Origin of the sequence: Brevibacillus sp. BD137, assembly GCF_041644655.1 — a bacterium.
In the GTDB taxonomy this organism is placed as follows: Bacteria; Bacillota; Bacilli; order Brevibacillales; family Brevibacillaceae; genus Brevibacillus; species Brevibacillus brevis_D.
The window spans coordinates 77,755-100,220 of the sequence record NZ_JAOTNO010000016.1; the positions used below are offsets into that span (position 1 = coordinate 77,755).

Annotated in this window: 27 protein-coding genes and 1 tRNA gene; 13 read left to right on the top strand and 15 right to left on the bottom strand. The window is 46.6% G+C overall.

The features are described from left to right. Nucleotides 1-14: 14 nt before the first annotated feature. Entirely contained in the window at nt 15-1,166 is a 1,152-nt protein-coding gene (locus ODZ53_RS25610) for an MBL fold metallo-hydrolase (RefSeq protein WP_372680958.1), read from the bottom strand. A 13-nt stretch (nt 1,167-1,179) separates the two neighbouring features. Continuing rightward, nucleotides 1,180-1,761 carry a sulfurtransferase TusA family protein gene (locus tag ODZ53_RS25615; RefSeq protein ID WP_372680960.1) on the bottom strand — a complete coding sequence of 194 codons (582 nt, stop codon included), beginning with the start codon at nt 1,759-1,761 and terminating at the stop codon, nt 1,180-1,182. Nucleotides 1,762-1,937: 176 nt separating this feature from the next. On the opposite strand from ODZ53_RS25615, the gene ODZ53_RS25620 reads away from it, so the two are divergent. Further along, nucleotides 1,938-2,366 carry a DUF4275 family protein gene (locus ODZ53_RS25620; RefSeq protein ID WP_372680962.1) on the top strand — a complete coding sequence of 143 codons (429 nt, stop codon included), beginning with the start codon at nt 1,938-1,940 and terminating at the stop codon, nt 2,364-2,366. A gap of 81 nt (nt 2,367-2,447) precedes the next feature. On the opposite strand, the gene ODZ53_RS25625 is transcribed toward ODZ53_RS25620, so the two are convergent. The 4 genes from ODZ53_RS25625 to ODZ53_RS25640 all read right to left on the bottom strand — a co-directional run bounded on the left by ODZ53_RS25625 (nt 2,448) and on the right by ODZ53_RS25640 (nt 6,693). Beyond that, complete coding sequence (locus ODZ53_RS25625; RefSeq protein ID WP_372680964.1) at nt 2,448-3,746, bottom strand: penicillin-binding transpeptidase domain-containing protein; 1,299 nt, start codon at nt 3,744-3,746, stop codon at nt 2,448-2,450. Then, on the bottom strand, nt 3,730-4,260 hold the full coding sequence (locus ODZ53_RS25630) for an RNA polymerase sigma factor (RefSeq protein WP_372680966.1): 531 nt from the start codon (nt 4,258-4,260) through the stop codon (nt 3,730-3,732). Before ODZ53_RS25630 ends, ODZ53_RS25625 begins: the two co-directional genes overlap by 17 nt. Before the next feature lie 370 nt (nt 4,261-4,630). Further along, a complete protein-coding gene (locus ODZ53_RS25635; protein WP_372680968.1) occupies nt 4,631-6,379 on the bottom strand; it encodes a methyl-accepting chemotaxis protein in 1,749 nt (582 codons plus the stop codon). Between the two features lie 225 nt (nt 6,380-6,604). After that, nucleotides 6,605-6,693 (bottom strand) — tRNA-Ser (locus tag ODZ53_RS25640). A gap of 159 nt (nt 6,694-6,852) precedes the next feature. On the opposite strand from ODZ53_RS25640, the gene ODZ53_RS25645 reads away from it, so the two are divergent. Further along, entirely contained in the window at nt 6,853-7,572 is a 720-nt protein-coding gene (locus tag ODZ53_RS25645) for a pseudouridine synthase (RefSeq protein WP_064202264.1), read from the top strand. A 38-nt stretch (nt 7,573-7,610) separates the two neighbouring features. Here ODZ53_RS25645 and tadA read toward each other — a convergent pair whose 3' ends face one another. After that, complete coding sequence (gene tadA / locus ODZ53_RS25650) at nt 7,611-8,093, bottom strand: tRNA adenosine(34) deaminase TadA (protein ID WP_372680970.1); 483 nt, start codon at nt 8,091-8,093, stop codon at nt 7,611-7,613. A 185-nt stretch (nt 8,094-8,278) separates the two neighbouring features. Here tadA and ODZ53_RS25655 point away from each other — a divergent pair, with 185 nt between their 5' ends. The 6 genes from ODZ53_RS25655 (at nt 8,279) to nagE (ending at nt 14,261) form a co-directional block, all read left to right on the top strand. Then, entirely contained in the window at nt 8,279-8,776 is a 498-nt protein-coding gene (locus ODZ53_RS25655; RefSeq protein ID WP_372680972.1) for a ribonuclease H-like YkuK family protein, read from the top strand. A 367-nt stretch (nt 8,777-9,143) separates the two neighbouring features. Then, a complete protein-coding gene (glcT, locus tag ODZ53_RS25660; RefSeq protein ID WP_064202267.1) occupies nt 9,144-10,001 on the top strand; it encodes a glucose PTS transporter transcription antiterminator GlcT in 858 nt (285 codons plus the stop codon). A gap of 130 nt (nt 10,002-10,131) precedes the next feature. Continuing rightward, the gene (locus tag ODZ53_RS25665) at nt 10,132-10,629 is read left to right on the top strand and encodes a PTS sugar transporter subunit IIA (protein ID WP_012683822.1); all 498 of its coding nucleotides are present in this window, start codon (nt 10,132-10,134) and stop codon (nt 10,627-10,629) included. Between the two features lie 29 nt (nt 10,630-10,658). Beyond that, nucleotides 10,659-10,925 carry an HPr family phosphocarrier protein gene (locus tag ODZ53_RS25670; protein WP_012683821.1) on the top strand — a complete coding sequence of 89 codons (267 nt, stop codon included), beginning with the start codon at nt 10,659-10,661 and terminating at the stop codon, nt 10,923-10,925. A gap of 31 nt (nt 10,926-10,956) precedes the next feature. Beyond that, the gene (gene ptsP, locus ODZ53_RS25675; RefSeq protein ID WP_372680975.1) at nt 10,957-12,669 is read left to right on the top strand and encodes a phosphoenolpyruvate--protein phosphotransferase; all 1,713 of its coding nucleotides are present in this window, start codon (nt 10,957-10,959) and stop codon (nt 12,667-12,669) included. A gap of 152 nt (nt 12,670-12,821) precedes the next feature. Next, nucleotides 12,822-14,261 (top strand): N-acetylglucosamine-specific PTS transporter subunit IIBC, encoded by a 1,440-nt coding sequence (nagE, locus tag ODZ53_RS25680; RefSeq protein WP_372680977.1) that lies wholly within the window; start codon nt 12,822-12,824, stop codon nt 14,259-14,261. Nucleotides 14,262-14,279: 18 nt separating this feature from the next. Here the strand turns inward: nagE and ODZ53_RS25685 are convergent, their stop codons facing one another. Next, complete coding sequence (locus ODZ53_RS25685) at nt 14,280-14,531, bottom strand: hypothetical protein (protein ID WP_016740873.1); 252 nt, start codon at nt 14,529-14,531, stop codon at nt 14,280-14,282. Nucleotides 14,532-14,554: 23 nt separating this feature from the next. Further along, nucleotides 14,555-14,767 carry a helix-turn-helix domain-containing protein gene (locus ODZ53_RS25690; RefSeq protein WP_012683818.1) on the bottom strand — a complete coding sequence of 71 codons (213 nt, stop codon included), beginning with the start codon at nt 14,765-14,767 and terminating at the stop codon, nt 14,555-14,557. A gap of 166 nt (nt 14,768-14,933) precedes the next feature. Between ODZ53_RS25690 and ODZ53_RS25695 the strand changes: the two genes are divergently transcribed. Then, entirely contained in the window at nt 14,934-15,290 is a 357-nt protein-coding gene (locus tag ODZ53_RS25695; RefSeq protein WP_254457094.1) for a helix-turn-helix domain-containing protein, read from the top strand. Nucleotides 15,291-15,389: 99 nt separating this feature from the next. On the opposite strand, the gene ODZ53_RS25700 is transcribed toward ODZ53_RS25695, so the two are convergent. Next, nucleotides 15,390-15,737, bottom strand: coding sequence for a winged helix-turn-helix transcriptional regulator (locus ODZ53_RS25700; RefSeq protein ID WP_012683816.1), 348 nt, complete (start codon nt 15,735-15,737; stop codon nt 15,390-15,392). A gap of 197 nt (nt 15,738-15,934) precedes the next feature. Between ODZ53_RS25700 and ODZ53_RS25705 the strand changes: the two genes are divergently transcribed. Then, nucleotides 15,935-16,345, top strand: a complete 411-nt coding sequence (locus tag ODZ53_RS25705) for a DoxX family protein (protein WP_372680980.1) — start codon at nt 15,935-15,937, stop codon at nt 16,343-16,345. 67 nt (nt 16,346-16,412) lie between these two features. Here the strand turns inward: ODZ53_RS25705 and ODZ53_RS25710 are convergent, their stop codons facing one another. Continuing rightward, nucleotides 16,413-17,021: a hypothetical protein gene (locus tag ODZ53_RS25710; RefSeq protein WP_372680982.1), complete on the bottom strand. Its 609-nt coding sequence runs from the start codon at nt 17,019-17,021 to the stop codon at nt 16,413-16,415. Between the two features lie 94 nt (nt 17,022-17,115). On the opposite strand from ODZ53_RS25710, the gene ODZ53_RS25715 reads away from it, so the two are divergent. Beyond that, nucleotides 17,116-17,292: a hypothetical protein gene (locus ODZ53_RS25715; RefSeq protein ID WP_372680984.1), complete on the top strand. Its 177-nt coding sequence runs from the start codon at nt 17,116-17,118 to the stop codon at nt 17,290-17,292. Nucleotides 17,293-17,361: 69 nt separating this feature from the next. Here ODZ53_RS25715 and ODZ53_RS25720 read toward each other — a convergent pair whose 3' ends face one another. After that, nucleotides 17,362-18,543: a NupC/NupG family nucleoside CNT transporter gene (locus ODZ53_RS25720; protein ID WP_372680986.1), complete on the bottom strand. Its 1,182-nt coding sequence runs from the start codon at nt 18,541-18,543 to the stop codon at nt 17,362-17,364. A gap of 103 nt (nt 18,544-18,646) precedes the next feature. Beyond that, the gene (locus ODZ53_RS25725) at nt 18,647-19,054 is read right to left on the bottom strand and encodes a RidA family protein (protein ID WP_199928691.1); all 408 of its coding nucleotides are present in this window, start codon (nt 19,052-19,054) and stop codon (nt 18,647-18,649) included. Nucleotides 19,055-19,184: 130 nt separating this feature from the next. Here ODZ53_RS25725 and ODZ53_RS25730 point away from each other — a divergent pair, with 130 nt between their 5' ends. Next, nucleotides 19,185-19,517 (top strand): hypothetical protein, encoded by a 333-nt coding sequence (locus ODZ53_RS25730; RefSeq protein WP_372680988.1) that lies wholly within the window; start codon nt 19,185-19,187, stop codon nt 19,515-19,517. 186 nt (nt 19,518-19,703) lie between these two features. Here the strand turns inward: ODZ53_RS25730 and ODZ53_RS25735 are convergent, their stop codons facing one another. Continuing rightward, nucleotides 19,704-21,179 carry a hypothetical protein gene (locus ODZ53_RS25735; RefSeq protein WP_372680990.1) on the bottom strand — a complete coding sequence of 492 codons (1,476 nt, stop codon included), beginning with the start codon at nt 21,177-21,179 and terminating at the stop codon, nt 19,704-19,706. 187 nt (nt 21,180-21,366) lie between these two features. On the opposite strand from ODZ53_RS25735, the gene ODZ53_RS25740 reads away from it, so the two are divergent. Continuing rightward, on the top strand, nt 21,367-21,792 hold the full coding sequence (locus tag ODZ53_RS25740) for a DUF7832 domain-containing protein (protein ID WP_372680992.1): 426 nt from the start codon (nt 21,367-21,369) through the stop codon (nt 21,790-21,792). Nucleotides 21,793-21,830: 38 nt separating this feature from the next. On the opposite strand, the gene ODZ53_RS25745 is transcribed toward ODZ53_RS25740, so the two are convergent. Then, complete coding sequence (locus ODZ53_RS25745; protein WP_372680994.1) at nt 21,831-22,370, bottom strand: hypothetical protein; 540 nt, start codon at nt 22,368-22,370, stop codon at nt 21,831-21,833. Nucleotides 22,371-22,466 lie beyond the last annotated feature (96 nt).

Below are 22,466 nucleotides of genomic sequence, written 5' to 3' on the forward strand. Positions count from 1 at the left end.
GAACTACCTCTTGGTTATTTATCGTGAATGGCGCAGCGATTTGGCCCTACTTCCATCTCTTGTTGTTCCTCTTCGCTCGGTTTTAATTTCCCCATGTTCACTTGACGAATTTCTTGGTACGCATTCGGCTGCGGCGGCAAATGATGCGTAACGATATGCCGGAATTCACTTTCATCCGCAATCGTTAGCCCTGGATTGTTGCGATACAAGTCACCCAACCGGGCAGATACGACACCCATTGGACCAAGCTCCGTGTAGCTGCCAAAATGAGCAGGCAGCACGACTAAATGCTCGGGAAGCTCTTTATATCGATTATACAAGGTGTTGTGCAGGTCTCCCACCCAATCTTCTGCTTTCCCAGCCAAATCGGGACGTCCGATCGAAGCGACAAACAGACTGTCTCCCGTGAGAAAATACGTATCATCGACAAGCAGTGATGTACTCCCGATGGTATGCCCGGGGGAGTAGATCGGCAGGATCGCGATTTTGGTTGCCCCCACCTGGATTTCCTGCCCTTCCTCTAGCTTACGATAGGAATACGTAACTTCTTCCGCATCTTTTTCTGGAAGCCAATACGATGCATCGAGCTGATCTGCCAGCTTCTTTCCACCGGAAATATGGTCGGCATGGAGATGGGTATCGATGGTGTGATTGATCGTCCATTGATGCTTGGCTGCAAATGCTTCGTACACATCCGTCATTCGCAATGTATCGACGACAGCCGCTTCTCCTCCTGATACGATCATGTAAGACAAGCAGCCTTTTCCAATACGGACAAACTGATAAATCGCACCGCCATCACGGATGTCCCCTACCTTCACTGGCTCCAGATGCTCACTCCACGCTTTCATGCCACCTTGCAGGTAAGAAACATCCGTAAAGCCCGCTTCTACTAGCATCTCTGCGACAAAAATGGACGAGCCCTCTTTTGCACAGACGACCAACACCTTTTGATTCACAGGAATTTTCTCAAGAACAGCCTCCACCCCATCCAGCAAATCAAAGTAAGGGATGTTCATGCTCACGACTCGATGCCCTTCGATTCGCCAATTCTCGTAATCGCTCATATTGCGAACGTCGAGAAGAAACAATTCCTCCTGCGCAAAGAGAAGATGCGTTAATTCGTTTGCTGCCATCGCTTTTACGTTTGTTTGTTGTTCCATCATCTTTCTCTCCCCCTTATTGTTTTTCTGCCGGGCCATTCCAGCCGGACATACCCGGTAGCACATTGGTGATTTTGGTAAAACCTTTTTTGGCCAACAACTGACACGCCATGTCGCTGCGTTTGCCGGATCGACAGATGATATAGATGTCGTCATCGGGCTGTAATTCATCCAAACGCTGCTCCAATACTCCCAGGGGTATTGAAACGGCTACAGAAATGCGGTGAAAAGCGTATTCCGCCGGTTCTCGCACATCAATGAGCGTCAGCTTCTCGTTGGCTTCCAGCTTTTTTTGCAGTTCTTCATTAGAAATCGTCCGCAAGAAATTCGTCTCCTCCTTCACCTCATGGGTACTCGCTTTTCGTAGGAAATGCTTCAAGACTTCCCCCTCCTGAATCGAGCCCAAATATTCATGCCCCGTATTGTTTGCCCAGCTCTTCAGGTCAGCCAATGACCCTTTATCCGTCGCCTGTACCTCCATCACTTGACCCGGTAACATCTCTTTCATTGCTTTTTTTGTGCGTACGACAGGCATTGGACATGCCAAGCCTTTGCAATCTAAGGTTTTATCAGCAGAAAAATTCGATTGTACGGACATGTTGTCTACCTCCTACGTTTTTGAATGGAAATGTGATCAATCAACTTTATACATATACCCCTATGGGTATTATAATATGCCCCTCGTTTTTCTTTGTCAATAGTCGAAACGTGACCGACCCACTCATTCATACGTATTTTCTTAGAAATGAACTTGTACCAACATGGAGGCGCCCAATGAAACTAGCTGACCGGATGAAGGAAAAGAACACGAAGACAACAGAGCTGTCTATTTGGGGACCATACTTACGGGAAGAATGGGAGAAGCATTTTGCGAGCCATCTGACCGAAGAGGATAAAGAGAGGATTTTTCTCAAAAATAAAGACGGCTACCAGGGGTATCTGTGGCATTTATTCAGCTATAAACTGAGGGATTGTCTTGAACGCGAGGAAGCGGATGAAGCCTTTCAGCAAGTTGCCCATGAGTCGTACTATTTGTTTTACCAGCTATCCAACGAGGTGTTAATCTTGGAGAATGCGGCGAGGTTTTCTGTCGCGGACTTGGAAAAGGAATACGATGTGTACGTCGTGGATAAGGATTTTACGTGGACGTATGTGAAGACCCATGAAACCAAGTGGTGTGGGCCTTATTTTTGTAGGAAGTAAAATGGGGAAAACAAAAAGAGGAAGCATTCGGATACCTTTAGGGGTATACCGCTATGCTTCCTTTTTTGATTGATGGGTTGATTATCGTTTTTGGAGATACTGCAAACTATTTTCCATGATTTCTTTGAAAGGGGGAGCAACAATTTTTTGTCCCCATAATCCTGTCCAGAGGTCTGTCTTCGGGTCATCAACAGCTATGTAAACCAATAGCTTTGGATCATTACTTGGTGCAAATCCGATAAATGAATACGAGTATTTTCCTTCGATGAAGTTTCCTTGCGGGTCGCGTTTCCCCACTAATCCTGTGCGCCCAGCGACTGTATGTTCTTTTATAGAAAAGGCTGTATCTGAGCCAGGTTTGTTTTTTACTAACACTTCTAAAACTTCTCGAACCTGTTTGGCTGTTTCTTCTGATATGACTCGACGCCCTTTGTCAACGTGATTCCTTTCCTCCTTCGTCATATGTGGTTTCATTAACTCACCACCGTTAGCAATAGCCCCGACAGCAGCCACTTGTTGAATTGCCGAGGCAGAACCAGCAAGTCCATAAGCTGCCATTGCCTTATCATAGGGAGTATCCATGTTTGGTATCTTTCCAGGCTGTTCATTTATTTGTTCGGTACCAGTTTTCACTCCAAAACCGAATCGTTCAAAATATTGCTGTAAAGAGTCCTCTGGTATCCGTTCACTGAGCTTGGCAAAAGCCACTTGGGAAGAACGTTGGATACCTTCTGAATACGTAATCTGTCCCCAGCCAAAACCACCATTATGGTCTTTTATAAACTTACCCGGGCTAATCTCGTAGGTTCCGGACTCGTAAGTTTCGTTATCTTTATACTTCCCCTCTTCAATAGCAGCCGCCAACGTCACGATCGGAAATGCGACCACAGGATCTGGCATCGCCCTGACTATGTGCGGAACCCGGTCAGTTGGTCTTTTCAGATTCCCCACCCCAAGAATTTCTCCGTTATTTGGATCGGTAACGATTACCGTCATATTTTCGGGCTGATAGGCTTTGTTGGTCTTATGTATCGCTTCTTCTATATACTCCTGAATTTGTGAATCGAGGGTCAGAACCTTATCTGTTTGGGATGTCTTTCCTGCGGCTTGTGCCTTTTGATTCCCCTCTGTATTCATCTGTTGTGCGCTCGGCACGGCCTCCGAAGGCATCCACTGATAAGCGATAAACAATAAAGCAAAGGAAGCAACTGCGCCTCCGATTATCTTGGCATATTTTTTGCGCTTTTTCATTTGTACGAGCAGCTCCCTTTCTCGACGGATATGACTCGCGATTTCACGTCGTTTGTCCTCGTCCATCTGAAGCGACGGAAATGCTTGCAGCACTGTGCTTAGCTCTTTTTCTTCAAAAGATGGCGTCATGTAGATTGACCTCCCTGCCGCTATTGCCCATTTGTTTTTGCAATTCCTTGATCGCTCGATGGAGCGTCGTGCTGACTTTTGCTTCACTCCAGCCCAAGATTTCTGCTGTCTCTGCTGTAGATACGCCCTCGATCAACCGCAGGATGAGAACTTCCCGATACGTTCCTTTCAAGTGATTCATCGCTTCATATACTTCTTGCAATTGTTCCTTTAACACCAATGCCTTCTCAGGTGTACGCTCTTTGGAAGTGAGGAGTCGGAGGACGTTTTCGGGGAACCAGTCCATCATTTTTTGCTTTCGCCTATTATCAATCGCTGTATGGCGTGCGATGGTCAGAAGCCATGTCTTGGGCTGTGCCCTTCCTTCGTAGCTTGATAAGGCTCTTAGCGCCTTCGTAAAAACTTCCTGGACTAAATCCTCGACATCTCTCCGTCCGGTAAAATACGCGAGGTAATTGTAAATATCATGCCCGTATTGCTGGAACCATCGCTCTATTCGGTCATCGGAATCCATTCGTACACTCCTTTGTGAAGTTTGTATCTTATTAGACGCAAAATTAAAATTTGCTTACAGTTTTTGTGATAGAAAAAAGAAAATGCTCTCCCACCTGCGTCATTAGCTAGGAGGACAGCACCTATTAGGGTCATGAATATAGATTTTAACCCGAATCCGAATCTATTTCTTGAAGAGAAATTACTTTTTTCCGACTCTTGAAACTGTTATCTCATCCGAGTCGCATACATGCTCATAAGCTCTATGAAAAACGTGGCTATGTATTCACAAAGGATCAAAAAATTTTATAAAAAAATTCTAAGTGTGTGACTCCAGCACAAAAAACGCTTCTCCTGCCGCCCAGGGCAGCAGAAGAAGCAGTCTGATGTTTCTATACTTTGAACTTGTTGATCTGTTCCTGAAGCTCCTCAGCCATCTTCGAGAGGGAATCCGCTGACGAAGCGATCTCCTCTGTGGAAGCCTGCTGCTGCTCCGTAGCGGCAGATACGTTGTGCACGCCGCCCGATGCTTCCTCCGCAATCGCCGAAATCTGCTCTACGTAATTGACGACCTCGTCCGCGCTTGCCGCCATCTGTTCCGCGCCTGCAGATACTTCCTGAATCTCACCCGCTACCTTATTGACCGCATTCGAAATATTCTCGAATGCCTGTCCGGCTGCTGTGACAATCTCCATGCCACTTCGCGTCTCGTCGCTGTTCATTTTGACCGCTTCAACCGCCTTGTTTGTATCATTCTGGATCAGCTGCACTAGGTCAGTAATTCGTTGCGCAGACAAAGAGGATTCTTCGGCCAGCTTCCGAACCTCTTCGGCAACGACAGCGAAGCCGCGGCCATGCTCTCCAGCTCTCGCGGCCTCAATCGCCGCATTCAGCGCCAGCAGATTCGTCTGACTCGCCATATTGTTAATAACCTCGGTGATCGTTCCGATCTCTGCCGAACGTTCCCCCAGACCCATAACCAGCTCGGAAAGGGACGTGATGGAATTACGGACAGCATTCATCTGTTCAACCGCTGCCTTAATGGTCATATTACCTTCCTCAGATTGTTTTGCTGCGTCAACGGCCGATACCGATACGCTCTGTGCCAGCTGTGCGATCTGTTCCGAACTCAAAGCCATTTCACCCATAGCCTGCGAGGAGTTCTTGACAATATTGACCTGCTCGGAGGTACCCACAGCTAGCTCCTCGACCGTTTGGGAAATTTGCTCGGATGCCTTCGCATTTTGCTCGGCGCTGGCTAGTAGCTCCTCTGACGAAGCTGCTACTTGCTCAGAAGTCGTAGCAACCGATTCAATCATGGCACGGAGATTCGCTGTCATCGTGTTGAAGGAAGCCGCCAGCGTGCCCAACTCGTCTTTATTCCGCAGCACAATCGTCTCGCCCGTTAGATCGCCACTCGCGATCAGGATAGCGGCCTGATTCATTTTCTGGACAGGTTTTGAGATGATGTGTGACATGAAGAAGGCGATGAGCAGCGCAATGGCCGCCGCAGCGAACGTAGACACCATAATGATAACAAACGCTTGCTGAGAAAGCTCTGAAGCGCTTTGACTAACCTGTCCGGCCCCCTCATTGTATATATCGATCAAGTTCTTGATATTATCATTGGCCTCGTACCACAATGGGTAGGCCACGCTATGTAACTTGCTTGCCTCATCATATTTGTTTTCTCTGCCCAACTTCACGAACTCAGGCATTTTTTCCAAGTATGCATCGTATTTGCTGTTAAACTCTTCGAACAGATTGGCAGCCTCACTGCCTTCCTTATTACTGGCATACACAAGCGTCTTAAGTTGCTTCCGTTCATCCTCGATTTTGACGAGCAGTTGATCCAGAACCTTCTTCTGCTTCGTGAGCTCCTCCTCGTTCTGTTCAACGATAATATCGAGCGCAAGACGCTCCACATCGGAAATGTCTCCATTCATCGTGCCAAGCAGGGTAACTGCTGGCATCCATGACTTATTGATATCCCCGGATATCGTGGTTACTCCTTTGATCTGGCTTAATGCAAAAACGCTGACAAATGCCAGCAACGCAACAACTGTAAGAAACCCCGCAAGTAATTTGGTGCGAAGTGAAAGCCCTGTTCTCCCCATTGTATTTCCCAACTTGCCACTCATGTTTCCCACTCCTCAGATGCAAATATATGAAACCAATAAATATATCGACATATAACGTAACGAAATGTAGAGTGAGGGAAATCGATTCTCCAGGGTCCATAATCCCATCGCAATAGCGGATGCAGCTGCATTCACAAGTGGCGGCAACTGATACAAAAAAATGAAGCATATCGCTGCCGCACTGGCAAAAATATGCTTCATTCTCTTCGAACCGAAAAATCTAAGCGGAGAGAGTGGGATTCGAACCCACGCACGCCTCACGACGCCTAACGCATTTCGAGTGCGTCCCCTTATGACCACTTGGGTATCTCTCCATATTTAGTTTGTCAGAAACATTACTTACTATAGCAAAATACAGTCAAAAATGCAAGACTCATTCCTCTGTATGCCCCTTGATTTGCGCGGCTCATTAGGCCAAACTAATAACAGCACACACGATTGGTATCCGATCAGAAGAAAAGCGAGGAACATATATGAAACGTGAACGTTTGGACAAGGTGCTGGCCAATATGGCAATCGGCACGCGCAAGGAAGTGAAAGCATTAGTAAAACAGCGACTGATCGTCGTAGACGGCGTTGTCGCAACAGACCCAGGAATGCATGTCATTGCCGAGGAGCAAGAAATCCTTGTGGATGGAGAACCGCTTAACTTTAAGCGCTGGGTATATGTTTTGCTGAACAAACCGCCGGGGGTGGTTTCAGCTACAGAGGACAATGTCCATGAAACCGTAGTGGACCTGCTCCCGTACGAGTGGGCAATCAAAGTGCACCCTGTAGGCCGACTGGATATTGATACAGAGGGTCTCTTGCTCTTGACCAACGACGGTCATCTCTCCCATAGCCTCTTGTCCCCGAAAAAGAAAGTGGACAAGGAGTACTTTGCACGTATCGAGGGCCGGGTCACTGAGCATCATGTTCAGGAGTTTGCCAAAGGCGTGGAATTAGAAGACTTCACTACACTGCCAGCCAAGCTGGAGATTATCTCTTCGGGAGAAACGTCAGAGATTCGTGTCACCATCATGGAAGGAAAGTTCCATCAGGTAAAGCGGATGTTTGCTGCTTTCGACCTGCATGTCGCCTATCTCCAACGGATTCGTATGGGCCCGCTTCACCTTGACCCGTCACTCGCCCCTGGTGAGTATCGCGAACTAACCGAAGAAGAGCTGCACATGCTGCAAAACGTAAACAAATAAAAACCGCCTGCAAACAGACGGTTTTCCGGACAGCCTGGTCATTCCTGTACCGGCTGTCTTTTTTTGCGCAATCCACGAAAGAAGTCCTTGAGCATCTGCCCGCATTCCTCTGCAAGCACACCCTCGATAACTGGCACCTGATGATTGAAGCGCGGCTCCGCGAGCAGGTTCATTAATGTCCCGGCACATCCTGCCTTTGGATCGCGAGCGCCATACACGACCTTTTCGATGCGACTTTGAACGATTGCACCCGCACACATTGGACACGGCTCCAACGTCACGTACAGCGTACACCCGATCAAGCGCCATCCACCCAAGCGTTCACTCGCCTCCCGTATCGCGATCAATTCCGCGTGCAAGGTAGGGTCTTTTTGTGTTTCCCGCAAGTTGTAGCCGCGACCTACGATTTCCCCGTCGCGCACGATGACCGCACCGATTGGAACCTCACCAATCGCAGCGGCTTTCCGGGCCTCTTCCATGGCTTGTTTCATATAATAATCATGTTCATTTGCTTGTATCACGTTTCCCTAAAGCTCCTTCAAAAAACATTCTTTCGTCCCGAACAAACGGACCCTTTTACCCAAAAAAAGTTGATTCAAGAAGTTTTTGTCCCTACCCGTTCACATACTATCTGCGAGATTACATACATTAATGATGTAAGGAGAAGTATGCAAATCATTGTTAGCCTCTTTCTGGAGGGATGTGAGTGGGCTTAACCTCTGCAAATACGTTATTTGATCGCTTTCACAGTCCGACTAGAGGTCTACTGGCAAAAGAAGAAGTGTTTTCCCACATCGAACATACCATCTCATCAATAGGTGGTCCATTTGAAATTATTGTGGGGGCCGACTCTCAATTAAAAAGCCGCGGGACTTTTTTTGCTCTTGTTATCACAGTGATCCGTCCCGGCCATGGGGGTACCTTCTTTTATCACAAATTTCAGGAACGCCGGTACTCATCCTTGCAGCAGCGTATATTCCAGGAAGCGATGTACGCAGTCGGACTTGCCACAGAAGTACGCCAATATTTGCGGGACCGCCACTTTGATACTCCCATCCGCCTGCATTTTGATATCGGCACGAATGGTCCTACCCGTAAGTTTATCCAGTCTTTGTTGAGCTTAGCAGAAACCAATCACTTTCGTGCCGAGATCAAACCAAACTCCTTCTGTGCATCTACGATTGCCGACAAGTACACCAAGTAACAAAACAGGCGGATTGCTAATGGGGCGTCCGCCTGGCTTTGTTTTGCCCTTATCCTGTTGGTTCAAACAATTCGGGACAGGCTGCTGCATCTCCTGCCCACCGTGTTTTTCCCGCTCACAGAGTGATTGACAATGTACGAGACGTGAGCTATCATAAGCTTTAATTGAAGCGTTTTCACAAGGCGTGTTACTGGTAATGCAGGCATGAGCCGAGAAGATCTTTTTCTTGTTAAAAAGGTTTTTTCGGCTCTTTTTTCTGATTAACGTCATGGTTCATCGGCGTTTTTCATTAAATTGGATGTGACCGCTTGCGGTAAGCAAATACGGTCATGGACCGTTTTTGTCTATCTAAAGGTGGTGGAATGGATTGTCCCGTGAAAAGGAAAAAACATACGCAATTACGCGTGTGTTGAACCATAATGTCGTACTCGTGGAAGAACCCGGATCCGGACAAGAAATTGTCCTGTTCGGAAAAGGAATCGGATTTGGCGCAAAACCCGGGAATACCATCCCCGCCCATGACTTGCGAGTGGAAAAGCGCTTCAGGCTCGAAAATGAAAGTCATCAGAAGCAGTATCAGAACATTCTGAGCCAAGTAGATCCTGCTGTCGTAGGAATTGCGGAAGAAATCATCGCTCTCATTGCGAGTGAGATCACGCCAGAATTGAACGAACACGTCCACGTTGCCTTGCCTGACCATATCCAGTTTGCCATCTATCGGCTCAATAACGGCATGGAGATCGTGAATCCCTTCTTGTTCGAAATCCAGACGCTGTACACGAAGGAGTACGCACTGGCGAACCGGGCAGCGGATATGATCAAAAACGCATTCGACCTGGACATTCCCGACAGTGAAATCGGATTTCTGGCCTTGCACATTCATTCCGCGATCAGCTACGTCCCAGTAAAAAAGGCTGTCCAATTCACCAACATCATCACGGAGTTGGTAAGCCTGATTGAAGAGCGAACAGCCATTACGATTGAACGCAGTACGATTGATTACGTTCGCCTCATTACCCATTTGCGCTTTGCCGTTGAGCGCATCCGTCAACAAAAATTCATCAAGAACCCGCTTCTGGACCGAGTCAAAACCACCATGCCAGAAGCCTATCAATTGGCAACAGAGCTGGCTCAATACATCTCCACCCGTCTTGAGATCGCTGTACCAGAAGACGAGGTTGGTTACATGGCTCTGCACCTTTATCGCTTATTACAACAAAATTAAACCATAATCCTGCGTGTTACTAGCTCGACTAGGCATGAGCGGTGAGATCATACGGACATAGTAAGTTATGTCGTCGTATGAATTCAACCGTCTCATGCCTTTTTTGGTTCAGACGCAAAAGGAGGATATTATGCTACGCGGTCTTTTTTCCCGGAAAAAACAACAACAAGAGGTAACCTTTCTAGCACCATTAACAGGTACCGTACTCCCTCTGTCCGAAGTTCCTGATCCTGTATTCGCAGGTAAAGTCGTCGGTGATGGTGTAGCAATTCTGCCAAGTGCAGACACTCTCGTCTCCCCTGTCGATGGAAAGGTAACGCATCTTTTCCCTACTCACCATGCTATCGGGCTGTCGACTGAAAGTGGTCTTGAGATATTGATGCATATTGGAATTGATACCGTGAAATTAAACGGGAAGGGCTTTACACCGTTTGTCTCCGTTGGCGATCAAGTGAAAGCTGGCGACAAGCTCATCCAATTCGACAAGAGCGTACTGGAGGATGCGGGCTGTCCGATTGTGACACCCATCGTCATTACAAACGGTGATCGGGTTGCTGAAAAAAATGTAGTGGCAAAAGCAACTGTGCAAGCAGGTCAAGAGCCACTCATGACTGTCGTCTTAAAATAAACGAAGTGCATGGTTTGGGGAGGTACAACATGGTTCAATTTGAAGTAACCGTCAATGTAGAGGGTGGGCTCCACGCGAGACCAGCTGCTCTACTCGTGAATTGTTCGTCGCAATCTCAGTCAAAGATTACGCTGAGCAAAGGGACAAAACACGCAGATGGCAAAAGCATTCTTGGCATCATGACGTTGGGTGTCTCCCAAGGCGATACCCTGACCGTTCAGATCGACGGAGCGGATGAACAAAACGTAGCAACTGCAATTCAACAGCTATTGGAGCAATCCTCGTCAAACATATAGTGTAAACGACGGACAGGAAGGTGAAGGATGTATGTTAAAAGGAATCGCGGTTTCCGCTGGCATTTCGATTGCCCCTGTTTTACGCCTCACACACGAAACAGCCATCACGCAGGCAGAGTCCATCACTCCAGTAGATACGACTCAGGAGCTAGGACTACTTAGCAAGAGTGTAGAGCAAGCACGCGAACAACTAGAAAAGCTAAAAGAACAGACAGAGGAACAATTAGGCTCGGAAAAGGCAGCCATCCTCTCTGCTCATATCGCCTTTCTGGATGACCCGGCATTTGTCGGGGAGATGAGTGCGCTCATCGAAAATCAACAACTCGCGGCATCTACCGCCGTTTCGCAAGTAGCCGATCAGTTCATCGCTCTCTTTGAGAGTATGGACGATGCCTACATGAAAGAGCGCGCGGATGATATTCGTGATGTGAGCCGCCGTCTAATTCGAAATATTTCGGGCGGTGACACCGTCATCTCCTACCCGGAGGAGCCTTTTATCCTGGTTGCATGGGACGTCACCCCATCCGAGACGCTTCAGCTTCCACTCCAGCATGTACGAGGAATTGTCACGGCAAAAGGCGGCGCTACCTCTCATGCAGCCATCTTGGCACGCTCTCTCGGAATTCCCGCTGTCATGGGTGCAGGCGATGCCTTGATGGAAAAAGTAGACTCTGGAAGCTTGCTGATCATCGATGGAACCTCTGGACAACTGATTGTTTCGCCTGATACGGATACACTGGCTGCCTATCAGGAAAAAGCCGCGCAGGAAGAAAAGGAACGCCAATTGTACGAAGCCATTAAGGAACTGCCTGCCGAAACCACCGATGGCCACCGTGTTCACCTGATGGCAAACATGGCTGTGCCAGAAGAATCTGATGCATTGATCGCATCGGGTGTAGAAGGAATCGGTTTGTTCCGCTCCGAGTTTTTGTTCATGGATCGAAGCACCCTTCCTGATGAGGCCGAGCAATTTGCTGCATACAAGCATGTAGCCGCTGCTTTTGGCGACAAGTCAGTCATCATTCGCACCTTGGATGTTGGCGGCGACAAGCATTTGCCAGCACTCGCGCTACCACAGGAGGAAAACCCGTTCCTTGGCTTCCGCGCCATGCGCATCTCGTTAGCCAGACCGGAATTGTTCCTGGTGCAATTACGCGCGCTCTTGCGTGCCAGTGCATTCGGTCGCCTGCTGATCATGTTCCCGATGATTTCCCATATGGAGCAGTTGCGTGAAGCCAAACGATTGCTGGAGCAGGCAAAAGCAGAGCTACGGGCAGAAGGGACCGCTTTTGACGAGAATATCGCAGTAGGCATGATGATGGAGATTCCGGGTGCCTGCCTGCAAGCAGATGCGTTTGCGAAAGAGGTAGATTTTTTTAGCATCGGCACGAATGATCTCGTTCAATATACGCTGGCAGTAGACCGGATGAATGCCAATATCGCCGAGCTGTACAGCTACTACCATCCAGCCGTATTACGACTGATTTCCCAAGTCATTGAGGCTTCCCATCGGGCAGGTATTTGGACCGGGCTGTGTGGGGAAATGGCGGGAGATCCGTTGGCAACCAAGCTCTTGCTCGGATTGGGGCTCGATGAGTTCAGCGGTGCCGCTTCAGTCATGCCAAAAGTCAAAGAACGTATCCGCTCCACCAGTTTAGAGGAAGCGAAAAGATTTGCTGAACACGTCCTTACACTCTCTACTGTAGACGAGGTCGTTCAGTATCTGAAAGACAAAGCCTTATAAAAGGTTTTGTCGCCCGAGTAGTGAAAGCGCTTCCAATATATCGATCAGAATGGTCTCTCTCCGGCTTATTCCTTGTGCCCTCATCATTTTGCCATTCATCCGGAGAGCGGCTTCCCTGATAAATTCATCCCATTCCAAGGAGGTTTTATCCTATGCTCGCTTTTCTGCAAAAGATTGGGAGAGCCCTCATGCTCCCAGTCGCAACGTTGCCAGCCGCAGCGATTTTGCAAAGCTTTGGTCTTCTCAAATTCGAGAAGGATCTCAATCTCGGCGCCTTTGGTGCATTTATGGACACGTACATCGCTCCGCTTTTGGCTGCTGGCGGTTCAGCCATTTTTGACAACCTGGCATTAATCTTTGCTATCGGTGTTGCGATTGGCTTGGCTGGAGATGCTGTTGCTGCTTTGGCCGCCGTCATTGCCTACGTCGTATTGACGAAAGTACTTGCAGCCGTTCCTGCTGCCATGCCTTTCATTGCGGATGATGTAAAACTAAACATGGGTGTCATTGGCGGTATTTTGGCGGGTGCTATTGCAGCGTTCTTCTACAACCGCTACCATTCGATCAAGCTGCCTGAATGGCTAGGCTTCTTTGGTGGAAAACGCTTCGTCCCGATCGTGACTTCCCTTTCCATGGTTGTCGTCGGCTTGATTTTCGGAATCATTTGGGGGCCGATCCAGATTGCCCTTGACTCATTGGGTTCTTGGATCGTAGGTCTCGGCGCAACAGGTTCCTTCTTCTTCGGATTCTTCAACCGATTGCTCGTTCCATTTGGTCTGCACCACGTACTCAATGCGATTGCCTGGTTCCAAATCGGTGACTTTACCGATGCGACAGGAAAAGTGGTACACGGTGACTTGCATCGTTTCTTTGCGGGAGACCCATCAGCAGGAATGTTTATGACTGGCTTCTATCCGATCATGATGTTCGCACTTCCTGGAGCGGCTTTCGCTATTATTCACTCAGCGCGTCCAGAAAAACGCAAAGTAGTTGCTTCTATGTTTATTGGTGCAGCTCTCGCTTCGTTCCTGACTGGTATTACCGAGGTAGTTGAGTTTGCGTTTATGTTTGCTGCTCCACTCTTGTATTTTGTTCACGCAATATTGACGGGTGTGTCCGGGTATATCGTGACCTCTTTGGGTATCAAGCACGGCTTCGGATTCTCAGCGGGTCTGATCGACTACGGTATCAACTACCACCTCTCTACGAATGCTTGGATGATCATCCCGATTGGTCTGGCATTCGCCGTGGTCTACTACGCCCTGTTCCGTTTCCTAATCGTGAAGCTGAACCTCAAGACACCGGGACGTGAGGACGACGAAGAAATGACAACTACAGCTACGGGAAGGAACAATTCGATGCAGGATAAAGCGATCCAAGTGCTCTCTCACATTGGTGGAAAAGAAAACGTCGTTAGCGTAGACGCTTGCATCACTCGTTTGCGTCTCATCTTAAAGGACGACAAGAAGGTCAATGACAAAGCTTTGAAGGACCTCGGTGCAGCAGGTGTTATGCGACTGGGTCAAGGAAGCGTACAAGTCGTCTTCGGAACCCATTCCGAGCTGCTAAAAGAAGAGATTAGCAAGCTGTAAAAGACAAAGAATGCCCGGTCACGGTGAAATCCGTACCGGGCTTTTTTCTGTTTCCTGAATGGGTAACGGACGCGACCCGGCATCATTCCCACCATGTGTCGTACTATATGGGCATCGCGCGTTATTTTCCAACTCCTTTTCAAACATGACTAAGCGCTCGAGAAATCCCTCGCAAGCCAGCATACTCTGTGGCGCCATCATTTCAATTTCGTAAGCGACGGTCTTTCTCCATATTTCCAGCTGCCTTTTATTTGCCTCCCAAGCGTTCAATCCATCCCACCCCTTTTGCTAAATCAGCAAACCATTCTGATAAAAAGATCAAGCATGCTGCATCGTAGCTTTTTCGCCAACACTGGCAAATGATTAGCCTTGAAGTCATATTCTCCCTTCTCGTACTTCAAGTATGTCGAAGCATTTCGAAACCCGAGTGCTTCCGCCATTTCTTGCAAGGTTAGCTTGCACTCATTACGTCGTTGCGCGATAAACGGGAGGTTGAGCCGTTCCACCAGTTATCCCCTCCTGATTTGCAAAAATGGCAAATATTTATAGTTACATCATAGCCTTTCAATTTTAGCAAAGTCAATACAGATTTTGTCATATTAGCAATCTTGTTTTTTCCGTTTTGGAAAATTGTTAGAATGGAATTGCCAAAACGATAAAGGTGGTCTCACGATGTCCATAGTTGGTCAACGCATAAAATGGCTGCGCGAACAAAAACAATGGTCACAACTTCAATTAGCTGAAAAGCTGGGCATACATAATACAGTACTTTCGCGGATCGAGTCAGGTGAAAAGAAGGGCGTCGATGTTCATCTGATTTCCAAAGTCGCAGATTTATTTGAAGTATCCACCGATTTTCTCCACGGTCGCACGGAGGAACCATCTTGGCAACGCGGTTCTGTCCGGGAAACACCGGCGACCTTTTTGGATGTCGATGGCCTGACAGAGAAGGATCTAGTTGAGGTCAAGCGCCATATTGAATTTTTAAAGTGGAAGGCTTTGCAAGAAAAGAACGAAAATCCTTCTTAAAGATTAACTAACGGATAACAGAAAAACCCCTGTCTCCAGGGGTTTTCATCGTGGCAAGCGTCAGGCATACTCTCCTGATGCTTTTTTATATAGGCTGTGTTATTCTTCGCTGTCGTTCGCCATTTCGTCTGCATTCAACTCGATCCAGCTCTGCGACCAAGACTCAATTCCTTTGAGCACTGGAGTCAAAGCTTTCCCCATTTCCGTTAAGGAATACTCTACGCGGACAGGAGCAGAATCAGTAAACACCTGCCGATGCACGAGTCCTTCCTTCTCCAAATCCTTCAAACGCTCAGAAAGTAGCCTTCCGCTTACTGGCAGGGCCCCTTCCAATGCACAAAATCGCTGTGGTCCCGACAACAACTGGAATAGAATTAGACCTGTCCATCGCTTCCCCAACAACTGCATACCTTTTTCGAACTTTGGACAGAGGGTAGACTGCTTCATAGGTATCACCTCATTCTCCTTTCAGTATACCGCTCTTTGTTCCATCCATCAAAACCAATGATGTGAATCAACCTTGAAAACCGCACTTGCCAACTACTGGGATTTTATTGAACCACTTGACTTAGAAAATTATTATTGTATACTTACTAACGAAAAGTAACTTCATTACGCATTTAAATTTTCGGAGGGATTCATACATGTCTAATCGTTTTGAATGGAGCACACTTATTCTACGTGTGATTGCTGGTCTGACTTTTGCCATTCACGGAGTGGCTAAATTCCAAATGGGGCTGGAGAATGTCGCTGGTTTCTTCGGGACCATGGGACTCCCTGCATTCATTGCTTATCTGGTAGCCTTCTTGGAGGTAGTAGGTGGTATTGCCTTGATTCTGGGTCTGGGTACTCGCGTGTTCGCAGGTGCGTTGTCTGTTGTCATGCTTGGTGCGATCTTTAAGGCCAAGCTCGCTGTCGGCTTCATGGGCGGTGAAGGTGGAGCTGGTTATGAATTGGATCTGGCTTTGCTTGCGATATTGGTTGCTCTTGGTATCAGCGGCAGCACCAAGTTCGCACTCGACGCTATTCTGTTTGGAAAAAGATCGGTTGAGTAATACCATTGTGAAACATAGAAAAGCCAAGTCGAAGGGCACATTTGGGAGCCCTCTGACTTGGCTTTTTTTATTCCTTTTGCGGTGATTCCTCGATCATTTTTTTATTGATGACCCTTATTTTGTCTGCTGGTGATTGCTCGTCCTTTGCACTAATAAATACGGAGTTGTCTCCCGCTTCAAAAAACATAACATAATCCTGATCGGACATGCTCTTCTCTTCACTAACGGGTGCTCCCAGATTTTTACGAATTGTGTCCAGATTCGTTTCATTGAGATGAAGACCGGCCAAATCAATTCCATACACGCGATCTTGCCCATCAAAATAAATGAGCGCAGTCTCTAGCTTCTCAAAGACTTCATAGCGCCCGCCATCCCAATAATCCTGTTTCGTTACCTTGCCGTATTTCGCAGAAACCTCATCCCGTTTCATCCCGATGTGGATATCGAAGCCACTGATTTCGTTTTTGGCGAGCAGTTTTAAAAATTGATCATCCAGAATGATTTGGCCCTCAGTAGTGGATTGATTTTCTTGCTTTTGCTCACCACTGGCACTTCCCGTCTCTTGCTTCTGCTCCGCTACAGGCTGTTGTTTAGAATCTGTTGGTACGCTCGTTTCAGATGAACAGCCTCCCACAATCAAACCTGCCATTACGGTCATACACACCCATTTTCTCATCCGAATTCGCTCCTTTATCTCCTTTTGAATGGTCTCATCGCAACTTCCCCACTGGTATGACGTATCTTTTAGTAAAAAGTGAGGTGTTGGATGAATGCCACTCTGGTTACTCGTCGTACTTATTTTCGGAGGTCTCTTGCTGATTGGAGCTATCATCGATTGGATTACCAAGCGCCGGAAGCAGAGAGTCCTCATAGAGCGTAACAACCGTGATTCCCATTCCTTTGATGAAGGATACGATCCGAGAAATAAAGACGAATATCTCAATTGATAGACGCTACTCCCCATCATTTGGTTACGAAACTGTCCCTAACAAAAAAAGACCCCGGAAAGGGTCCGCTCACACCACAATGCTGATGATAATTCCTGATAAAATGCTGACGAGTGTTGCCCCGTATAACAGCCTCAATCCAAACCGGGCGACGACATTTCCTTGTCTTTCATTCAAGCCTTTTACCGCGCCAACAATTGTCCCGATGGAGCCAAAGTTCGCAAATGAGATCAAAAACACAGACACGATGGCGATCGTTCTTTCGCTTAACTGGCTTTGAATCTTCGTAAATTCGAGGATGGCGACAAACTCGTTCGCCACTATTTTGGTGGCCATGATACTACCCGCTTGTACAGCTTCGTGCCAGGGAACCCCCATAAGAAAGGCGAGCGGGGCAAAGACGTACCCTAACAAAGCTTGAAACGAGATACCGAATACTGCACTGAATAACCCGTTCACCATCGCAATGAGTGCAATAAACCCGAGCAACATCGCGGCAACGACCACGGCTACTTTAAATCCATCGAGAATGTACTCCCCGAGCATTTCAAAGAAGGCCTGTTTCTCTCCCCTCTCTTGATCCAATAAGTCATCTTCCGGCTCCACTTCATACGGCGTAATAATGGAAGCAATGATAAAACCACCAAATAAGTTGAGTACCAATGCAGCTACCACATACTCCGGTTTGACCATGGTCATGAAGGAACCCACAATCGACATAGATACGGTGGACATCGCAGAGGCGCACAGCGTGTACAACCTGTTTTCGGGAATGGCACCGAGCTGTTTTTTCACGGTAATAAACACTTCGGACTGCCCAACAATCGCCGAAGCAATCGCATTATAAGACTCCAATTTTCCCATGCCATTCACTTTGCTCAATACGAGCCCTACGTACTGAATGAAAAGGGGGAGGATCCTCGTGTACTGCAAAATGCCGATCAGTGCCGATATGAACACAATGGGCAGCAAAACTTGCAAGAAAAACGGCGTCGCATCCGGATTCGCAATGCCACCGAAGACAAAATTAATCCCTTCGTAGGCATACTTCAGGAGTGTGGAAAAACTGTTGGCAATGCCTGATATGAAAATGAGTCCAATACTGGTTCGCAACAGCAGCAAGCCAAGTACGATCTGAATCAGAATCATAATGAGGATAGGGCGATACCGAATGTGCTTTTTATCACTACTTGCCAGCCAAGCAAGCAAAAATACTGTAATCAAGCCTATTCCTGCGATGATATAATTCATGCAACCAACTCCGATCCGCTTATCTCGCTCCATAATCTTCCCAAATGAGCATAAAAAAACCCTTCTGAACGATGAATAATCGAACAGAAGGGGGATGAGACAACTACACATCTGCCACGGCAATGGCCTCAATCTCGATCAACAGCTCTTCCCTAATGAGCTTGCTCACTTCAACAGCAGAGCTCGCTGGCGGGGTTTCTGTATTCACGTACTGATCTCGAACCTCACGGACAATGTGCATCTTGGAGATGTCCGTCACGAAAAAGGTTAATTTCACTACATGATCAAAGCTGACACCTGCCGCTTCTAACGCGAATTGGATATTTTCGAAAACTTGTTTTGTCTGTGCAGCTAAATCACCTATGCCGACCACTTGGCCCTCCTTGTTGAGAGCCACCTGACCCGATACATAAATCGTCCGTGCGTTGCGAACCTCCACCGCATGGGTGTAGCCAAATGAAGGTGGCATTGTTTCAGGGTTAATGAATTTGATTCGCTTATCATTTTGCATCCGACATGCTCCTCCGATTCACATTTGTTGGTAAACATTTTATCATACCCGAAAAATTCTGACCATTCTTCGAGTTCTTAAAGAAAGAGAGGAAAGCCTCATGATTATTACATGAGATGCTTACTGCAACATGGGCTATATTTATTTGCAGCAACCCGATAAGGAAATGATAGATTATCAAAAGGAGAAGGATAACAAGGTTAGCCGTTATGTCGATCCTTCCTTGTTGCACATCCCGTTAGTCGTTGATTTCAACAGGGGAAAGCTGTTGGATGACATGCGTTTATCCACGAAAACGTACGAGAAGGCGGTTGACGATGAGCAGGATGCGTTCGTGATCATTGAAGTTATGGGGGAATATCAAATTGGGTTAGTGAAGGCGTTACTAACAAGAAGAAATGATTTATATCCCGTCGAGTACTTGTTAGCTCCGCAGTTTATTTTAAGTGAGTATACGTTATAGAATGGAATGAAAAACCCGTCTCCAGCTAGGCGGGGCTGAGGACGGGTTTTTGCTTATCAATGGTTGTTTTTAAATTGATCAAACAGCCCGCTTCCAGAGCTTTTCTTTCGGCTGTTCTTTTTTGTTTGCGGCTTCAAATTGCTGAAACAGTCCGTTGAATCGGTGTTCTTTCAGGCTTTATAGGCTTTACATTCTTTTTCTTTCTCGTATGGTTGTATTTTTCTTAATAACATTGTTAGGAGGTTTCTTCTTCTTTCTTTTTCTAGTCATATACCAATAGGATAAAGGAAAAATACCGAGCATAATCGCACCGGCTGTAATCAAATACAGCTTCCAGATCGATTGCCTTTTCTCATCCTCTTGTTTTTCTTTTCGTATCTTTTGGACAACCTGCTCGAAATCGCGAACCTTGTAGTCTTCTTTAACAGACGACAGATCCTTAACAAACCCAACGGAACGGCTTCTATCGTAAATAAAATTTCGCGGAGTGTTATTTACTGTGAGCTGATATATGTATCCTGTGGGGACCCCTGAATTTTGGATTTTTTCTTCTATCTCACCTAGAAGATCAGCAGAGGTCGGATCAATCATTTGGTCATATTCCAAAACTTCATAGCTCTTAAGTTCTTTTTTTCCTACTAACTGAATATTTTCTTCATTGTTAAACAAAAAATATCTCGGAATCTTATTTATATTCTTCCGATAGACTTTGTTTTTCGGGAAATTATGCAAGGCCATTTCGTTGCTATGCATTTCCAGTGTCTGCTCTGACAGCAGTACCTCTTCTGCTTCTATAATGGGGAGGTTTTTCTCTAAGGCTTCATATTTAGGGAGCCAATGAATGATACCATCCGGGTCTAAAAACATGTAAATATCCTGATATTGAAAGGATGCCACATAGATTTGATTGGTTGGCAGGCTATTAAGATAAAACTCTTTTTCAAATGGTGTTGGATCGAAATTGTATGGGATGTTAAAGACTGTTGCCCCATTTATCTCACTCTCATCTATCTCTTCTAACTGTCCGTTATTATGTACGGTAAAGTATAGGGGGCCATTATGAGTTGGGTCACCCCAAATGGTCGTTTGATAATATTGATTCGGTTGTAAATGGTATGGTCCAATACCGCCATCGATTTCGATTAAGAGTTCGGACCGCTTGATTCTTTCCTCTTCCGCAGCGGCTTCTTCGCTCGTCTCCTCTTCTTGGCTAGCCTCTTCTTCCTCGAATTGCTCTTCATCATCGTCGTCATCGTCATGCTTTTTGATTTTAACCGGCTTGGATGTTTTGAAACCACTTGACGGTTTTGCGTTTTTTATCGACGAGCTTGAACTTTTGCTGGTTGAGCCTGAGCTTTTTCCTGAAGAATATGAGCTTTTGCTTGAGGAGGATGAGCCTGTACTAGATGATCCCGAGCTTCTGCCCGACGAATAGGAGCCTGTACTCGATGACCCTGAACTTTTGCCGGACGAATAGGAGCTGCTACTCGATGACCCTGAACTTTTGCCGGACGAATAGGAGCTGCTACTAGACGAACCCGAGCTTCTGCCTGAACTACTGGAGCTAGATGAACTTGAGCCTCTAGATGACGCGGGTTCTACAGGAAGGATTACTAGACTAATCATTACAGCGCTAAGAAAATAGGCAAGCAAGTTCCGCATGAAATATGACCCCTCTATGAACCAGCCCGTGGTTCTCTCTAGATAACAGTTAAATACTACCACCTCATATGATGGAAATGCTACAAAATTCCTACGCTTCCTCCTTCACCCTCTTATGACTTTTTACCAAAAAATCTATCCTGTATAATTTTTGGGAAATAGGAAAATAGAAAGAGAGGTTTTGCCAGTGACAACGGTATACGATAAAGCGAAATATCATTACGAAAACTTTGAGGAGGATCTTCCTCGAAAACAGGCATATGTACATACAGGCTTTTTCATTGGCTGGTTGATCGAAAATAATATGGTTAGCGAGGATTTCCAAAAGAGTTACGAAAACCTAATCGCTGAATTTAAACAAAGGAAGATGACTGGTCCTGAGGTCTATGAGAAGACGGGTGGAGTATTTGCAAAAGATATGCTGAATGAAGAAGGAAACCAGTTCGCGATGTTTTACTTCGATTTCGAAACTGGGGAGTATCGCTATCATTATCTAGAAGCGTTTGATTGCGAGCCAAGTGTGTATCACGTGGAAGATACTTGGGAGAATTACAACCATATTAAAGATTGGATCGACAATGAGTACGAGTACTGGTGCGAGAAAAATAAATAAGACCGCGTGACTACGCGGTCTACAATCAAGTCGCTATTTTATTTCTTCAGGATGAAATCAGACATAACTGCCTTTTCCCATTGGACTCCTTTTGGACTCACATTGGTGTAAAGCGTTATGGGGCCCGCATCTTCCATTACCGCTTTCAAATGAAAATTCATGTCCTTGGGCTGCAAATACTCATCATACAGCTGTTGGTAGTTGGGGTCGTTCTTTTCTTTTGCAGCCTTGATGTAGTCCACGGTGTCAGGGTCTTTCTCAAAGTTTTTGTATTTCACTTGATATCCGAATGTCGCTTCTACTTTTCCGTCAACTGTCTTCTCTTCATAATCCGACAAGGTAAACTCGAGCAGCTCATAGTAAGGGGAGAAAGCTTTGTTGCTCTCTTCTTGCAAATAGCCCGCAATTTTGTCAAAGCCTGTAGTGTTGTCCACCGATTGTTTCTGTTCTGTGCCAGTGTTCGCTACCTCTTTTGCAGGTGGCGCTGCATTCTGATTTTGTACGACCGCATCTGAGCTACAGCCGCTAAAGAAAATAGCCAAGACCATGCTTACGATCACTTTTTTCAAAGGAAACACCCCTTATCTCCATCGTTTTTTGCTACAAGTTATACGTGTGAGACGAGATCTACGTCTCAGTATTTTCCAAATAAACGATGAGGGGGGATGCATAAA

Bases quoted from the DNA above. Each gene is read 5' to 3' on its own strand.
- ODZ53_RS25695 (WP_254457094.1), top strand. From the start codon at position 14,934: ATGTCCATAGTTGGTCAACGCATAAAATGGCTGCGCGAACAAAAACAA.
- ODZ53_RS25730 (WP_372680988.1), top strand. From the start codon at position 19,185: ATGGGCTATATTTATTTGCAGCAACCCGATAAGGAAATGATAGATTAT.
- ODZ53_RS25720 (WP_372680986.1), bottom strand. From the start codon at position 18,543: ATGAATTATATCATCGCAGGAATAGGCTTGATTACAGTATTTTTGCTT.
- ODZ53_RS25735 (WP_372680990.1), bottom strand. From the start codon at position 21,179: ATGCGGAACTTGCTTGCCTATTTTCTTAGCGCTGTAATGATTAGTCTA.
- ODZ53_RS25615 (WP_372680960.1), bottom strand. From the start codon at position 1,761: ATGTCCGTACAATCGAATTTTTCTGCTGATAAAACCTTAGATTGCAAA.
- ODZ53_RS25665 (WP_012683822.1), top strand. From the start codon at position 10,132: ATGCTACGCGGTCTTTTTTCCCGGAAAAAACAACAACAAGAGGTAACC.
- ODZ53_RS25725 (WP_199928691.1), bottom strand. From the start codon at position 19,054: ATGCAAAATGATAAGCGAATCAAATTCATTAACCCTGAAACAATGCCA.
- ODZ53_RS25610 (WP_372680958.1), bottom strand. From the start codon at position 1,166: ATGATGGAACAACAAACAAACGTAAAAGCGATGGCAGCAAACGAATTA.
- ODZ53_RS25635 (WP_372680968.1), bottom strand. From the start codon at position 6,379: ATGAGTGGCAAGTTGGGAAATACAATGGGGAGAACAGGGCTTTCACTT.
- ODZ53_RS25700 (WP_012683816.1), bottom strand. From the start codon at position 15,737: ATGAAGCAGTCTACCCTCTGTCCAAAGTTCGAAAAAGGTATGCAGTTG.
- ODZ53_RS25630 (WP_372680966.1), bottom strand. From the start codon at position 4,260: ATGGATTCCGATGACCGAATAGAGCGATGGTTCCAGCAATACGGGCAT.
- ODZ53_RS25670 (WP_012683821.1), top strand. From the start codon at position 10,659: ATGGTTCAATTTGAAGTAACCGTCAATGTAGAGGGTGGGCTCCACGCG.
- ODZ53_RS25710 (WP_372680982.1), bottom strand. From the start codon at position 17,021: ATGAGAAAATGGGTGTGTATGACCGTAATGGCAGGTTTGATTGTGGGA.
- ptsP (WP_372680975.1), top strand. From the start codon at position 10,957: ATGTTAAAAGGAATCGCGGTTTCCGCTGGCATTTCGATTGCCCCTGTT.
- ODZ53_RS25620 (WP_372680962.1), top strand. From the start codon at position 1,938: ATGAAACTAGCTGACCGGATGAAGGAAAAGAACACGAAGACAACAGAG.
- ODZ53_RS25625 (WP_372680964.1), bottom strand. From the start codon at position 3,746: ATGACGCCATCTTTTGAAGAAAAAGAGCTAAGCACAGTGCTGCAAGCA.
- ODZ53_RS25715 (WP_372680984.1), top strand. From the start codon at position 17,116: ATGCCACTCTGGTTACTCGTCGTACTTATTTTCGGAGGTCTCTTGCTG.
- nagE (WP_372680977.1), top strand. From the start codon at position 12,822: ATGCTCGCTTTTCTGCAAAAGATTGGGAGAGCCCTCATGCTCCCAGTC.
- ODZ53_RS25645 (WP_064202264.1), top strand. From the start codon at position 6,853: ATGAAACGTGAACGTTTGGACAAGGTGCTGGCCAATATGGCAATCGGC.
- ODZ53_RS25705 (WP_372680980.1), top strand. From the start codon at position 15,935: ATGTCTAATCGTTTTGAATGGAGCACACTTATTCTACGTGTGATTGCT.